The organism is Lapillicoccus sp., from assembly GCF_039935575.1.
In the GTDB taxonomy this organism is placed as follows: domain Bacteria; phylum Actinomycetota; class Actinomycetes; order Actinomycetales; family Dermatophilaceae; genus Lapillicoccus.
This window is the reverse complement of the sequence record NZ_JBDTKA010000154.1, coordinates 40869-55011: the sequence shown is the minus strand read 5'-3', so window position 1 is coordinate 55011 and position 14143 is coordinate 40869. Positions and strand designations below refer to the sequence as shown.

Annotated in this window: 12 protein-coding genes and 1 tRNA gene; 4 read left to right on the top strand and 9 right to left on the bottom strand. The window is 67.0% G+C overall.

Annotated elements, in window-relative coordinates; genetic code table 11:
• Nucleotides 1-5 precede the first annotated feature (5 nt).
• Both ABI385_RS18325 and ABI385_RS18320 read right to left on the bottom strand, forming a co-directional pair.
• Nucleotides 6-1583 carry a HAMP domain-containing sensor histidine kinase gene (locus ABI385_RS18325; protein ID WP_348105202.1) on the bottom strand — a complete coding sequence of 526 codons (1578 nt, stop codon included), beginning with the start codon at nt 1581-1583 and terminating at the stop codon, nt 6-8.
• Nucleotides 1561-2298, bottom strand: a complete 738-nt coding sequence (locus ABI385_RS18320; RefSeq protein WP_348105201.1) for a response regulator transcription factor — start codon at nt 2296-2298, stop codon at nt 1561-1563. Before ABI385_RS18320 ends, ABI385_RS18325 begins: the two co-directional genes overlap by 23 nt.
• Before the next feature lie 671 nt (nt 2299-2969).
• On the opposite strand from ABI385_RS18320, the gene ABI385_RS18315 reads away from it, so the two are divergent.
• Nucleotides 2970-3173, top strand: coding sequence for a cold-shock protein (locus ABI385_RS18315; RefSeq protein WP_348105200.1), 204 nt, complete (start codon nt 2970-2972; stop codon nt 3171-3173).
• A gap of 46 nt (nt 3174-3219) precedes the next feature.
• Here ABI385_RS18315 and ABI385_RS18310 read toward each other — a convergent pair whose 3' ends face one another.
• A complete protein-coding gene (locus tag ABI385_RS18310) occupies nt 3220-3639 on the bottom strand; it encodes an RtcB family protein (protein ID WP_348105199.1) in 420 nt (139 codons plus the stop codon).
• 242 nt (nt 3640-3881) lie between these two features.
• Here ABI385_RS18310 and ABI385_RS18305 point away from each other — a divergent pair.
• Nucleotides 3882-3954: transfer RNA gene (locus tag ABI385_RS18305), tRNA-Arg, on the top strand.
• Between the two features lie 69 nt (nt 3955-4023).
• Here the strand turns inward: ABI385_RS18305 and ABI385_RS18300 are convergent.
• From ABI385_RS18300 to zwf, 6 genes are all read right to left on the bottom strand, one after another.
• Complete coding sequence (locus ABI385_RS18300; RefSeq protein ID WP_348105198.1) at nt 4024-5538, bottom strand: cation:proton antiporter; 1515 nt, start codon at nt 5536-5538, stop codon at nt 4024-4026.
• Between the two features lie 178 nt (nt 5539-5716).
• Nucleotides 5717-6655, bottom strand: coding sequence for a hypothetical protein (locus tag ABI385_RS18295; RefSeq protein ID WP_348105197.1), 939 nt, complete (start codon nt 6653-6655; stop codon nt 5717-5719).
• Between the two features lie 71 nt (nt 6656-6726).
• A complete protein-coding gene (locus ABI385_RS18290; protein ID WP_348105196.1) occupies nt 6727-7731 on the bottom strand; it encodes a radical SAM protein in 1005 nt (334 codons plus the stop codon).
• Entirely contained in the window at nt 7725-8537 is an 813-nt protein-coding gene (locus tag ABI385_RS18285) for a PhnD/SsuA/transferrin family substrate-binding protein (RefSeq protein ID WP_348105195.1), read from the bottom strand. The genes ABI385_RS18290 and ABI385_RS18285 overlap by 7 nt, the downstream gene beginning before the upstream one ends.
• Nucleotides 8538-8572: 35 nt before the next feature.
• Nucleotides 8573-9712 (bottom strand): acyl-CoA dehydrogenase family protein, encoded by a 1140-nt coding sequence (locus ABI385_RS18280; RefSeq protein ID WP_348105194.1) that lies wholly within the window; start codon nt 9710-9712, stop codon nt 8573-8575.
• Nucleotides 9713-9829: 117 nt separating this feature from the next.
• A complete protein-coding gene (gene zwf / locus ABI385_RS18275) occupies nt 9830-11236 on the bottom strand; it encodes a glucose-6-phosphate dehydrogenase (RefSeq protein WP_348105193.1) in 1407 nt (468 codons plus the stop codon).
• 112 nt (nt 11237-11348) lie between these two features.
• Between zwf and ABI385_RS18270 the strand changes: the two genes are divergently transcribed.
• Nucleotides 11349-12089, top strand: a complete 741-nt coding sequence (locus ABI385_RS18270; protein WP_348105192.1) for a GntR family transcriptional regulator — start codon at nt 11349-11351, stop codon at nt 12087-12089.
• An 82-nt stretch (nt 12090-12171) separates the two neighbouring features.
• Nucleotides 12172-14139 carry a potassium transporter Kup gene (locus ABI385_RS18265; RefSeq protein WP_348105191.1) on the top strand — a complete coding sequence of 656 codons (1968 nt, stop codon included), beginning with the start codon at nt 12172-12174 and terminating at the stop codon, nt 14137-14139.
• Nucleotides 14140-14143 lie beyond the last annotated feature (4 nt).

Sequence of the window (14143 nt, the reverse complement as noted above, 5' to 3'; positions counted from 1 at the left end):
CTGCGTCAGGCAGGGAGCAGGACCGTGAACGTGGTGTCACCCGGTCGGCTGGCGAGCTCGACGGTGCCGCCGTGGGCCTGGGCGACGGCGGCGACGATTGACAACCCCAGACCCGTGCTGCTGCCGGCCGCCCGGTAGCGCGACGATTCGCCGCGGGCGAACCGCTGGAAAACGTTTGGTTGCAGCGACTCTGGGACTCCTGGGCCGTCGTCCTGGACGCTGATCCGCACGTGGTCCGACTCACGACCGATGCTGGTCAGGACGACGGTTCCAGGTGCCGTGTGGGTTCGCGCGTTGGCGAGCAGGTTCGCCACGATCTGGTGCAGGCGGGCGGGGTCACCTCGGACCTCGACCGGCTCGTCTGGCAGGTCCAGCCGCCAGGAGTGGTCGGGTGCAGCCGCGTGGGCGTCGCTGACGGCGTTGACGACCATCTCCGAGATGTCGACGTCCTCGCAGTCGAGGGGGCGGCCGGCGTCGAGACGGGCGAGCAGCAGCAGGTCGTCGACGAGGGTGCTCATCCGCATCGCCTCGGACTCGACGCGCCCGATGGCGTGGCTCACTGCGGCAGGGACAGGCTCTGTCTCGCGGCGGGTCAGCTCGGCGTATCCGCGGATCGAGGCCAGCGGCGTACGCAGCTCGTGGCTCGCGTCCGCCACGAACTGGCGGACCCGTTCTTCGCTCAGGTGTCGGGCCGTGAGCGCGTCGTCGATGTGGTCGAGCATCTCGTTCAGAGCCGAACCAACCTGGCCGACCTCGGTGCGCGGGTCGGTGTCCGCGGAGGGCACCCGCTCGATCAGGTCCACCCTGCCGGAGGACAGGGGGAGGTGCGCGACCCGGGTCGCAGTAGCAGCCACGCGGTCGAGCGGATTGAGGTTGCGTCGGACGAGCCACGTTCCCGCGAGGAAGACGATGACGAGTCCGGCGAGAACTCCGCTGACCACGGCGAGGACCATGCGTTGGATAGTCTGATCCTGTGGGGCGGTCGGCAGCCCGACCACGATCGTCGCCGCCACCGTGCTTCCGTCGGTCAAGGTGGCGCTTCCCTGCCCGGCCATGAGCCGGTAGGTGCCCAGGCCTCCACCGAGGTTGAGGTTCATGGGTTGCGTGCCGACCCCGGCCTTGAAGATGATGTTGAGCTGAGCCGCCGTCAGGGCAACCCGCTCGTTGTCGTGGCCTGCGGCATAGCCCTGCTGCGACGAACCGTCCAGGGTGGTGACGGCGGCGAGTCCCTCGTTGCCTGGGCCTCGCCCGTAGGTCTCACGCCCGCCGGGCGAAAACCCCTGGACGGGGCCTGGCCGGTGAAGAGACTCCTGCAGCTGTTGGTCGACCTGCCCGTAAAGGTAGTTGCGCATCACCACTGTGGTCACGGCGCCAGTTGCCAGGGTGACCACGGCGAAGAGCACGAGCATCGAGGCGACCAGCTTGGCCCGCAGCGTCCAGCGAGAACCAGAGAGCCAGATGGGGGCCGAGCGTCGTGTCGCACGCGAGTCGGAGCCGATGGGCGACGTGGCCGTGGGCTCGTCGACAGCCGGCGGTTCAGCCGGGGGTGAGGTGATCTGGTCAGACCGCAGGCTTGAGGACATACCCCACGCCTCGCATGGTGTGGATCATCGGCTCGCGGCCGGCGTCGATCTTCTTGCGCAAGTAGGAGATGTAGAGCTCGACGACGTTGGCCTGGCCACCGAAGTCGTAGTTCCACACGCGGTCCAGGATCTGCGCCTTGGACAGCACCCGCTTGGGGTTGCGCATCAGGTATCGCAGCAGCTCGAACTCGGTTGCGGTCAGCGCGATGTTGGCTCCACCCCGCATGACCTCGTGGCTGTCCTCGTCGAGTGACAAGTCGCCCACCGTGAGGACCGAGTCGTCGTCGTCGGTCGCGACGATGGCGGTACGCCGCATCAGGGCGCGGAGCCGGGCGACAACCTCTTCGAGGCTGAACGGCTTGGTGACGTAGTCGTCGCCACCGGCCGTGAGCCCAGCAATACGGTCCTCGACGGCGTCGCGCGCTGTGAGGAACAGCACCGGGATGCGTTCGTTGGTCTCGCGCAGCTTGCGCAGGACCTCGAGCCCGTCCATGTCCGGCAGCATCATGTCGAGCGCGACGACATCGGGCTCGAACTCACGAGCGGCACGGACGGCAGCCATACCGGAGCCGGCCGACTTGACGTCCCAGCCCTCGTACCGCAGCGCCATACTCAGCAGCTCGGTGAGGTTGTGCTCGTCGTCGACGACGAGCACGCGCGGGGCGGTTCCGTCGGGTCGCTGGAGCTTCTGTGCCCTGGTCGTCACGTTCGTCATACCTCGGATGGTGGTGAGCGAGTCTTGGTGTGCCGTGTGGTGATCCTGTGCCTTGGCTGTGGACGCTCTGTGGTGCGTGTCCCCAGCACGACGATATGCCTCCCACAGCCTCAGCACAGGGGTGCCGCGCAACGTGCTCGTGTGACCGTCTGGAACCCGCCCCCGACACCCCGCGATGCGCCCGGACCCCAGGATGCGCTGATTGTGCTGGCGTTCACGACGGGCGGCGCGGTGGGCGCGGCGGTTGTCTCGCCGAACGGCATTCCCGGGGGGACCCAGCAGCGAGGCGGTTTCGGGCCTGGCACGGGCGGACGCGGGTTGCCCCCGGTGGGGGCTTCGGTCCTGGTGGCGGCTCTCGTCAGAACGGGCAGCAGGGAACCCCGCGGCAGCAACCGCAAGCGCCGGTCCAGACCTGATGCCGAGACGCCCCGACCGAGATGAGCCGGGGTTTGGGGCAGTAGATAACCGCAGACTCCCCCTGGGGGTGAAACCCTGCTACGGTATGTCCCGGTTGCAGTGAAAGTTCCTCGCACGACGAAGACGGACCCGCCATCGCGCGGGTTTTTTGTTTGTCAGTACCGGTTCCGTCAGGAGCCTGGGGGTCAAAGCCGCAGCTCGAGAGTCACGATTCCCGTGACATCTCGCTGGTTTCATCAGAAAGAGATATCCCCATGGCAGAAGGCACCGTTAAGTGGTTCAACGCTGAGAAGGGCTTCGGCTTCATCGCCCAGGATGGTGGCGGCCCCGACGTGTTCGTCCACTACTCCGCTATCGAGAGCAACGGCTACCGTTCGCTCGACGAGGCGCAGCGCGTGCAGTTCGAGGTCACCCAGGGTCCCAAGGGTCCCCAGGCCGAGAAGGTCTCCGCGATCTGAGATCGTCAGAGACTGCATGAACCAGGCGTGACGAGTCGCTGAGTCTTCAGCACCCGTCCGCACACGAAGCCCCCGGCCCGTTGGCCGGGGGCTTTCGTGACCCCGACTCCGGTAGGCCTGGAGGGTCGTATGCCGCCGGGATCTCATCGACGAACGCCTTGGAGCCGGACCACTCGATGCCGTCCATGGATGCGATCAGCTGCTCGTAGGAGAACGTCCGCTTGGCGTGTATCCGGCCGTACTCCCGACCCGCACCGTGCGGCGCCGAGCTCAGCGCAGGCGCATACCCCTTGCCTGTCACGACGTAGGTCCGGGTACCCATGCTGCCCGGGATGGGGCCCGGTGTACCCCGCATGGTGTCGATGGCGCCCCTCCGGGACAGCCACACGTCCTTGCCGAAGTGCCGTTCCTCGGTCGTGCAGTTGGGGTTGGCTGTTGACCTGCTCGGTCTGCTCCACGGCCGCACCGGTCCACTCCTCCAGGCACGTGACCACCCGGTCCATCATCACTTCTCGGTTGAGCAGGGCGAAGTGCTGCGCCCACCGCAGTTCCTTGATGTAGGTGGTCCAGGAGCCTCGGAGCGGGGCGATCCGTTTTCCACAGCCGGGCCGGTGTGACAACGGGGACAGCGGATTTCGTCGCCGCGTCGCCTGCCGGTAGTCTTGCCAGTCGTTGTCGCCCGCCACTTCGGTTCGGGTGTCACGGCCCGCGCCCGTAGCTCAACGGATAGAGCATCTGACTACGGATCAGAAGGTTGGGAGTTCGAATCTCTTCGGGCGCACTCTGTGTTGAGACAGAAACCAGCAGGTCACAGCCTCGAACCGGTGCAGCCGGTTCGGGGCTGTGGCTGTCAAGCCCCGCTGCGAGCGTTCGGGCTGTCGAAGGCCGACTTCAACGCTGTGTGGAGAGCAGACTCTGCGAGGACGACGACCTCATCGCCGGCAGCTAGGCGGGTGTCGTCGCGCACCCCCACCAGGACCCGGTCCCTCACGACCATGCTGACCCAGATGCCCCCGTTGTCCCCGCTGTCGTCGTCGACCCGTTCCTCGATCAGGTCGGCCAGCTCGGCGACCGTCGAGCCGTCAGCCGGCGACGTGGCCCCGACGCGGAGCCGGTGCACCCCGGAGGGTTCGGCCCGCAGCCGCACGCCCAACGCCCAAGGCTCTGGCTCCAGCTCGCGAGTCGGCAACCGCAGCAGCCGAGCCGCCGCCGGAACCAGGCTTCCCTGCACCAGCACCGAGAACACGACCACCACGACGACGATCCCGTAGAGCCGCTCGGCTTCAGGCACCTGCGCGGCACGCAACAGCTCGCCCAACAGGATCGGAACAGCGCCTTTGAGGCCGGCGAACAGGACGAACGCCATCTCGTTGCGGCGTAACCGGGCCGGCAGGAGGCAGAGCCCGGCGAAGACGGGCCGGATCACCACCGTCAGGACGACCCCGAGCAACAGGCCAGGCACCCACACATCCAATCGGGCTAACACGTCGAGGTCGACCGTGAGGCCGAGAACGAGGAACGCGACGATCTCTCCGAACGTGGCCAACGCCGAGTGGAAGCGCTCGATCTCGCGCTTGTATGGCGCTCCGGCGTCTCCGATCAGGATGCCGGCTACGAAGACGGCGAGAAAACCCGACCCGTGGGCTACCGTCCCCGCCCCATACAGGGCCAGCGCACAGAAGACCGTGCGCAACGGGTAGAGCGCCTCGTTGGGCAGCGGGACGTGGCGGATGAACCACAGCAGCGCGGACCCACCGACCAGTCCGACCGCGAGCCCGATGACCATCTGCAGCGCGAACGTCACCCCGACCTGCCCGGCCGCCACCCACGACAGTCCTCCCGCAGCGAGCAGGCTTGCCAGCAGGGCGATCCCCACCGGGTCGTTCGCCCCCGACTCGCCCTCGAGGATCGTGCTGCTGCGGCCCTTGATCTCCCGCCGCCCCAGGACGGCGAACACGACCGCTGGATCGGTGGGCGCCACCGCGGTAGCCACCAGCACTGCGAGATACCAGTCGAGTCCGAACGCGGTATGCAGGAACACCGCTCCCGCGCCCGCAGTCAGGAAAGTCCCCGCCACCCCCACGACGCCGATCGGGATCCCCGCAGACCGGAACCGTCGCCACCCGATATGCATCCCCCCGTCGAACAGGATGAGCACGAGGGCCAGGGTGACGACGTGCTCGACCGTGACGACGTCGGGGATTGCGAACCCCGGAACGACGTTCGCGACGACCGCAGCGCCCACCAGCATCAGCAGCGGTGTGGGAACCCGGATCCGCTCCGACAGTCGGCTCGACAGCACTGCAGCCAAACCCGCCAAGCTCCCCGCGAGCACCACCAGCGCATACTGCGCACTTTCCGACAAAGCGGCTCCTGGAGGTCCGGGGGTACGAGACGACCGACGGTAACCCACGGGTTCGGCGGGTGGGTTGACGAGCGTTCTCCCAAAGGCTGCGGAGCAATACGGGCGGTAGCGGACCAGCAGCGCCGGAGACCCGAGGGTGAGGTCGGCGCGGCAGGACGGACGATCTCTGTCCCTTCGGTCAGGTGGTCGCGGGGGCGGTGTCCTTGCGCTCCGTGGTGGGCTCCTGCAGGTTCCCATCGGGAGCTCGACCGATCGACCGGCCCATCAGGAGGGCGACCAAGGCAATAGCCAGGAATAGTGCCGTGCTGCTGCCGTTGCCGCCGAGGGGAACCGACCCGAAACCCCAACGCGCGACGACCGAGAGTGCCGCGACGGCGGCGACCGCCGCGACAATTCGGGTATAGCTCGCGTTCGTGCGTCGAGCGGCCACGACCAGGGCAGCGCCGAGCAGCACGAGGAGGAGGCCACCAAGCAGGTTGTACTGCCCGACCTGGAGCTCGAGTTCGGGCAGGCCGACCGTGGTTCCGCCGCTGGCCAACGGGTCACCGAAAGACGTGGCGGCTGCCCATAGTCCTGCGACGATCGCCACCGCCCCCCACCCGGTCAGCTGCCGCCCTGCAGCCATCGTGCGGTTTCCACTGCCGTACAGGATCTTGTCGACACCGGGCTGGGCGGCGGGCGAGGAGGCGAGGATCGCCAGGTGCCCCAGCATCATGAGCGCGTAGCTCCACGGCCATTCGTTGGGCGTCACGGCGACCGACAGCCCGATGGCCAACGACTGGGCGATCCCCAGGAGCGCGGCGAACCGGGTCCAGGTTCCCGTCAGGAGCAGAACCGCCAACAGGGTCTCGACGGCGATGGTCATCCACGCGAAGGGCAGGAACGCCGGGATGACCGCATGCTCGACGAGCCAGCTGTAGGGCGGGAACACCGGATGCGCGACGGCGTCGGCCAGGTAGGAGTAGAGGCCTCCCTTGGTGCCACGTCCGAACTCTGGCGGTACCTTCCAGGCCAGGTTGGAGATCCACATCAGCCCGAGCCCGACCCGCACGACGGTCATGGCAACAGGTGCTTGGCGGAACTCTCCGGCGAGGAGGCCCTTCACGGTGGCTGTCATGGTATGACTCTGAGGCCCCACGAGGGGCGCGTCAAACGACGGCGCCGTTTCGTTTGCGAACCACAAGGTGTCTAGGCGCAGGAAAACCACTGGGCCGCCTCGTCGGCTCGCGCTCGGTAGGCGGCGAACCGACGAGTGACCTCGTCGATGGCGGTCTTCAGCGGGAAGATGTCGCGCGAGACGAGCTGGTCCTCGTCGTCGGCGCTGACCGGGTGCCAGTAGACCCCGTCGGCGGTCACCGTCACCTCGGGGATGAGCACGTCGACGGTGAGCTCGAGTCCCCCGTCAGCCAGCCCACGATGCGCGAGGGCACGGATCACCTGGTCCTCTCGCTGGATGCCGAGATCGTCGAGAAACCCGCGGAACGTGGAGACCTCATCTGCCCGGGGACGGTCCAGGGTGGCCGCAACCCGCACGCGGAAGCCCTCGGCCTGAGCGGTATGGATGCCGTCGACAGCGCGTGCCCAAGAACCGGCCCCTCGGTGTGAGTCGTGCAGGTCGGGTGTGGGTGAGTCGATGCTGATCTGCAGCGTCAGTCGATCCCGGTCCATCCGCCGCAGTCGTTCCAGCCGCCGACCGTGCAGCAGCATCCCGTTGGTGAGCAGGGTCGTCGGCAGGACCGCCGTGCATGCCGCCACGAGCTCGTCGATATCCGGGAGGAGGAACGGCTCACCCCCGGTGAGCACCAGCTCGCAGACTCCTGCTGCAACGGCCTCGTCGGCGAGCTGTCGTACTCGGTCGAGGCCCAGCGCTCGCCGTTCGGCCCGGGGTGACGACCGGACACAGCAGTAGTCGCAGGCCAGGTTGCAGTCGAAGTTGGTGTACATCCACAGCCGCGTCCCGGGCACCTGGTCCGGTGCCAGCCCGGTGAACGGGTCGGGGCGCGGTCCGCGTCTGACGGTCGCAACGCCAGCCGCGATCTCGACGAGCTCGTTGCCGCTGCGCCGGCACCATTCGGCCACCAGGTCGCGCTCGGCCTGGACGTCCGATCCAGACAGTCGCACCGTCGTTGTCTGTCCGAGAGGGAGCGGGATCATGCTCTCGACGAGGTCGAGTACGACCGAGGAAGTCACCACGTCGGCGAGATGTGTTGTTCCTCGACGGCTTGGAAGAGGGACGCATACCCGTCCATCTGTGGCAGGACCCACTTGCGCAGACCCTCCATCTCGAGGATCGGCCGGTGCTGTGGGTTGTCGAAATCCATGGCCAGGAGATGGTCGACCCAGGGCTTGGCCCGCTCGTCCGACAGGCTCGGCATCGCGGTGAAGTTGCAGTGTGAGTATGTCGGCGACTCCCAGAATGCCTCGAACGCCCCGGGCATCAACGCATCTCGACCGATGGCCTCCCACGTGTTGATCCCGAGGGCGGCCACGTCGGCCTCCTCGTTGGCCAGGGCACGCAGGGCGTCGAGCTCGCTGCGGCCGGTGTCGCCGTGTTTGCCCACGTCGCTGTTGATCCGCAGGATCGCGACGTCGTCGTCGGCGAGCCCGGCATCCCTGAGATAGTGCACCGGGAGGATCGCCGCCTGAGCGGAGTCCTGCGAACCCAAGGCGACGCGCATACCCTTCAGGTCCTGCAGCCCGGTCAGGCCGGCGCCGGCGCGGCTGACGAAGATCGTCTGAAACACCGTGTCCGTGTCGCGCTGCGCCAGCGCCCGACACGCTCCGTCGGTCTGCAGCGTTGCCCTGACCCAGGCCAGGTTGGTGTTCCAGGCCAGGTCGATCTGACCGGAGACGAGCGCGTCGACCTGCCGTCCATAGTTGGAGAACAGGACGAAGTCCATCTCGGCGGGGCTGCCGGAGAAGTACTCCCGGATGCCCTCCCAGATCGTGACGACGTTGGGGGAGTAGGCGACGGATCCGATGACCAGCGGCGATGTCATGAGAGATGTGCTCCTTCGGGTGGCGTGCTGGGAGTTCAGAACAGCGGTTGACCCGTGATCGCCTTGCCGTAGAAGTCGTACAAGACGTCGGCGGTCGGAGCCATCACGGCGCCGGCGCGGGCATCCTTGAAGTAGCGCGCGATCTTGTTGTGCTCGGAGAACGCCGCCCCGCCGCAGACGCGCATCGCGGCATCGGTGATCTTCAAGGCGGCGTCGTTGGATGCGGCCTTGACACCGAGGACGAACAACGGCGTGTCGTCCTGCGGCTCGCTTACCCGACCAGCAGCGACGTCGAGGTAGGCCGTTGCCATCGCCAGGTCGATCGACATCTTGGCGAGCTGGGCGCGGATTGTCGGGAGGGCCGACAGGCTCTGGTCGAGATGCTCCAACCGTGATGCTGTGCAGTGGTATACCGCGGCGTCGACGGCGGCCTTGGCGAGGCCCAACGAGACGGATGAGTTGCCGAGGTTGAACCACGGCATCACGACCTGCAGCATCGTGCCGAACCCGGATCCTGCGTCGCCGATCCGGAAATCGTCGGGAACCTCGACGTCGATGGTCATCGGGGACGAGGCGTTCCCGCGCAGACCCATCCCGCGCCACGGGCTGGCGACCTTCAGACCAGCAGTGTCTGCTGGGACGACGAACAGGTCCACGGAGCCCTCGCCCGCCTCGTCGTCGGCCGACAACGTCGAGATGACGTAGACGTCGGCTTCTCCTGCGGAGGTCACCCAGCTCTTGTTGGCTCTGATGTGGACGGTCTCACCATTGCTGTCGGCGCGAGAGACGGGGGCCCAGAAGTGGGACCTCGAGGCCCCTTCCGAAAAGGCGAGCGAGGCCAACGTGGACCCGTCGGCCAGCTGGTGCAACAGCTTCGGCAGTCCCGGCGGCGGAGCGGCGGCGACAGGCATGGATGAACTGACGTGCATCAGGTAGATCATCGCCGTCGACCCACACGCACCAGCGAGCGCCGTCAAGACGGCAACGAGATCCCTGGGGGTCCCGCCGAGACCGCCGACGTTCTCTGGCAACGTCAGACCCAGCAGCCCACTCTCGCGCAACGCCGCCACGGCCTCCGCAGGAAACCGTCCGTCGAGGTCGACCTCGCGAGCATGGGTCCGGGCGGCTTCCACAACGTCGGGCAGCCTGTCGTCCAGATCCATGGTCAGCCTCATCTGTTGCAGCAAGAACCGTCACCGCGAGTATGACCCCCGCCGTTACAGAAGACCTTAACCCGAGTCAGAAGAAGGCGGCCCCTCGCGCCCGGGTCGCGCTGGGTCGAAGTCTCGTGATCAGGCGGAAGGGCCCGTGGCCCAGCCCCCGACGTCGGACGCCAGCTCCTCGGCTGCGTCCGGACCCCAGGTCCCAGGTTGGTATGACTCGGGTCGCGACGGAAGGTCGAGGAGGGGTTCCAGGACCCGCCAGGTCTCCTCGATGACGTCTTCACGGGTGAACCGGCTCTCGTCCCCGGCCATGGCTGCATGGAGCAGCTCCTGATAGGGAGTGGGGACGTCCGGCCCACTGAGGTCGACGGACAGCTCGATGGTCCTGATGGCGTCGCTGGCCTCGGTCTGGCCCTGCAGGACGACACGGACACCGGGTGCGGGGTCGACGTCGAGGACGATCTGGTTTGCTTCCGGAACGCCGTCGGCGTCGCTGAACCCCAGCGCCGGAGGCGCCTTCAGGATGAGGCGGACCTCGGTGCGGGTCACGGGCAACGACTTGCCTGCCCTGATGAGGAAAGGGACTCCCGACCAGCGCCAGTTATCGACGAAAAGCCGCAGTGCGGCATACGTCTCGGTCGTCGAACCGGAGGCGACGCCGGAAGTCTGCTGGTACCCGGCGTACTGACCCCGCACGTATGCGTCGGGGTCGGCGGCGGGCATCGCAGCGAACACGTCGCTCTTGCGATCCGACAGCGCGTCCAGGCCACCGCGCGAAGGTGGCTCCATCGCCACCATGGCGACGACCTGCATCAGGTGGTTCTGGACCACGTCGCGCAGGGCACCGACCTTGTCGTAGAACGCTCCGCGGCCGGCGACGTCGAAGTCCTCGGCCAGGGTGATCTGCACCGACTCGACGTAGTTGCGGTTCCATACCGGCTCGAGCAGGGTGTTGGCGAAACGCAGAGCCAGGATCTGCTGCACCGACATCTTCCCGAGGAAGTGGTCGATCCGGTAGAGCTGCGACTCGCGCAGGATCGCCCGTAGCGAGGTGTTCAGGGCCTGAGCGGACTCCAGGTCGTGTCCGAACGGCTTCTCCACCACCACGCGCGACTGGTCCGCCAGGCCGGCTTTGTCCAGCCCCTTGACAACCATCTCGAACAGAGAAGGAGGGATCTCGAGGTAGAACACAGGGCACTTCGCGTCTCCCAACGCCTTGGCAACGGCCGTGTATGTCTCATCCTTGGCGAAATCCCCACTGACATAGTGCATCCGGGCGATGAGCCGGTCGAGAATCGCGTCGTCGACGTCGTCCTTCATGGCGGCTCGGATGTCGTCCTTGGCGTGCTGGCGCAGGTCGTCGTCGCTCCAGGCGTCGCTCGCCACGCCGATGATGGGGCAGTCCAGCTCCCCGGATCGCTCGATCCGATAGAGGGACACGAAGGTCATCTTCTTGGCGAGATCGCCCGTGATGCCGAATGCCACGAAGGCATCGGCTGGCTGCTGGTCTTGGGAGCGGTCCTGGGTGCCGATCATGTGCGTCATCGTTGCAGGTAGTGCTGAGAAGAGCCCGGACGTTGACCCCGGCTATGAGAACAAAATGTCCTGACATCGTGACGTGCTTTTGTCGGGACTCTATTCTCGTCGCATGGACGCCCAGCTCGTCGACCTGTGGATCGACCGGAGCTCACCAGTCCCGCTATACCACCAGCTCGCTCAGCAGCTCACCGCCGCGATCACCGACGGGCGCCTGCAGCCAGGTGACCCGTTCGAGAACGAGCTGGCGCTGTGCCATCGGATGCAGCTGTCGAGGCCAACGGTCCGCAGGGCCATCCAGGAGATGGTCGACAAGGGTCTTCTCGTACGACGACGCGGGGTCGGCACGAGGGTGGCGAACCGCAAGGTGCACCGCACGTTCGAGCTGTCGAGTCTGTTCGACGACCTGAAGCGTGCCGGCCGGGCACCGCACACTACGGTCCTGGACTTCGAGATCGTCGAGGAGCCGAGGGCCGCGGCGGCCCTGGACCTAGCCGAGAACTCGGCGCTGTTGTCCATCCTCAGGCTCAGGCTCGTGGACGACAAGCCTCTGGCGCTCCTGCGCAACTGGTTGCCGCCGGCCTACTTCGACCTCACCCGCGAGGAGCTGCAGCGGACCGGCCTCTACGACGCGCTCCGGACCCGAGGCGCCAAGCCGGTCGTCGCTCGGCAGAGCATCGCCGCACGGATGCCCACGGCGAACGAGCGGCGTCACCTGGCGCTCCGTGGCGTACAGCCGGTGCTTACGATGACCCGGATGGCCTTCGACGTCGCGGGCAAGGCCGTCGAGTTCGGTGACCACAGCTACCGGGCCGAGGACTACACCCTGGACATGGTGGTCGACGAACGTTGACGCGTACCGGCGGCACAGCTCTGAGAGAAGCGGACGTGCCAAGAGCTGGGGTTCAGCCTCCTCGCGTCCCTACACTCGAGCGATGAGCTCACCGGCCTCAGCGGTGCCCACGCCGGACCCCGCCGCACCCGACCTGCCCCCGGGTCGTCCGGTGCACCGCTCGGTGGCTAGACCCGCAACACGGGCACTTGTCCTCGGCGCACTCGGTGTCGTGTTCGGCGACATCGGGACGAGCCCGCTCTACGCGCTGCAGGTCGTCTTCTCGATCGACGAAGGGGCCGTCAAGCCGACGCCCGACGACGTCTACGGCGTTATCTCGCTGGTGTTCTGGTCCGTCACGCTCATCGTCTCCGTCAAGTACATCCTGGTCGTCATGCGGGCGGACAACGAGGGCGAGGGCGGCGTCATGGCCCTGGCGGCGCTGGTGCGTCGGACCATGGACCCGAGCTCCCGCCGGATCGGCCTCGTCGTCGCACTCGGAGTGCTTGGAGCCGCGCTGTTCTACGGCGACTCGGTCATCACCCCCGCCATCTCACTGCTGTCTGCTGTCGAGGGACTGACGGTCAGCGACCCGGGGCTGGTGCACCTGGTTGTCCCCATCGCCGCCGTCATCCTCACGGCGCTGTTCGTCGCGCAACGCTGGGGGACGCAACGGGTGGGCTCGTTGTTCGGGCCGGTGATGCTGCTGTGGTTCCTCGTCCTCGGGGTCGCCGGCCTCGCGCAGATCGTGAAGGCCCCGGAGATCATCAAGGGACTGTCGCCGACCTACGCGCTGGGCTTCGTTGTCTCGCACCCGTTCATCGCCTTCATCGCGCTCGGCGCCGTCGTCCTGTCGATCACCGGGGCCGAGGCGCTCTACGCCGATATGGGTCACTTCGGTCGACCGGCCATCAGCCGAGCCTGGTTCGCCGTGGCCTTCCCCGCCCTGATCCTCAACTACCTCGGCCAGGGCGGGTTGATCCTCCAGACGCCGGAAGCGGTCAGCAACCCGTTCTTCCTGCTTGTGCCGACCTGGGCGCGGTTGCCGCTCGTGATCCTTGCGACAGCTGCGACCGTGATCGCATCGCAGGCGGTGATCTCCGGGGCATTCTCCATGTCGCGGCAGGCGATGCAGCTCGGGTTCCTGCCTCCGCTGACCGTGCGGCAGACCTCCAAGGAGGAGTCCGGTCAGGTCTACCTCCCCGCAGTCAACGCCGCTATGTTCGTAGTCGTCCTCGTCCTCATGCTGACGTTCGGGTCCTCGGAACGGCTGGCGACGGCATACGGAATCTCCGTCACCGGTGCTCTGCTCATCGACACCATGCTGTTGCTGACAGTCGCCAAGGCGTTGTTCGGTTGGCAGCTGTGGAAACTGGTCCTCGCCGGCGTCGCATTCGGCGGCACCGAGGCGATGTTCCTCTCCGCCAACCTCACTAAGTTCCTCACAGGTGGATGGTTGCCACTACTGATCGCCGCGGCGATGTTCACGATCATGACCACGTGGCAGCGCGGTAGGCACCTCATCATCCAGAACCGGTCCTCCGAGGAGGGGTCCCTCGAGGAGTTCATCGAACACCTCCACGCGAACCCCGTGCACCGCGTGCCTGGTACGGCGGTCTTTCCCCATCCGACGAGCGAGACGACGCCCCTCGCACTACGGGCGAACGTGGAGCACAACTTCGTCCTGCACGAGCACGTCGTCATCGTCTCCGCGATGGCGCAGACCGTGCCGCATATCCCGATCGAGGAGCGGTTGACCACGGACGACCTCGGGTATGGCGACGACGGCATCGTCTACATCAGTATCCGCTACGGGTTCGGCGACCAGCCGGACATCCCGGGCTGCCTGCGGGCAGCCATCCAGGCCGACGACCCCATGATGCGCTTCGACCCCGACACCGCCTCGTACTTCCTGTCCCGCGCGACGCTGACCCCCACGCGCGCACCAGGTATGCAGCGGTGGCGCAAGATGCTCTTCATCGGTATGGCGCACAACGCGGCGGACCCGTCGACGCGCTTCGGACTGCCTCCTGACCGCACCGTGGTGATGGGTTCCCAAGTGGAGCTCTAGCGTT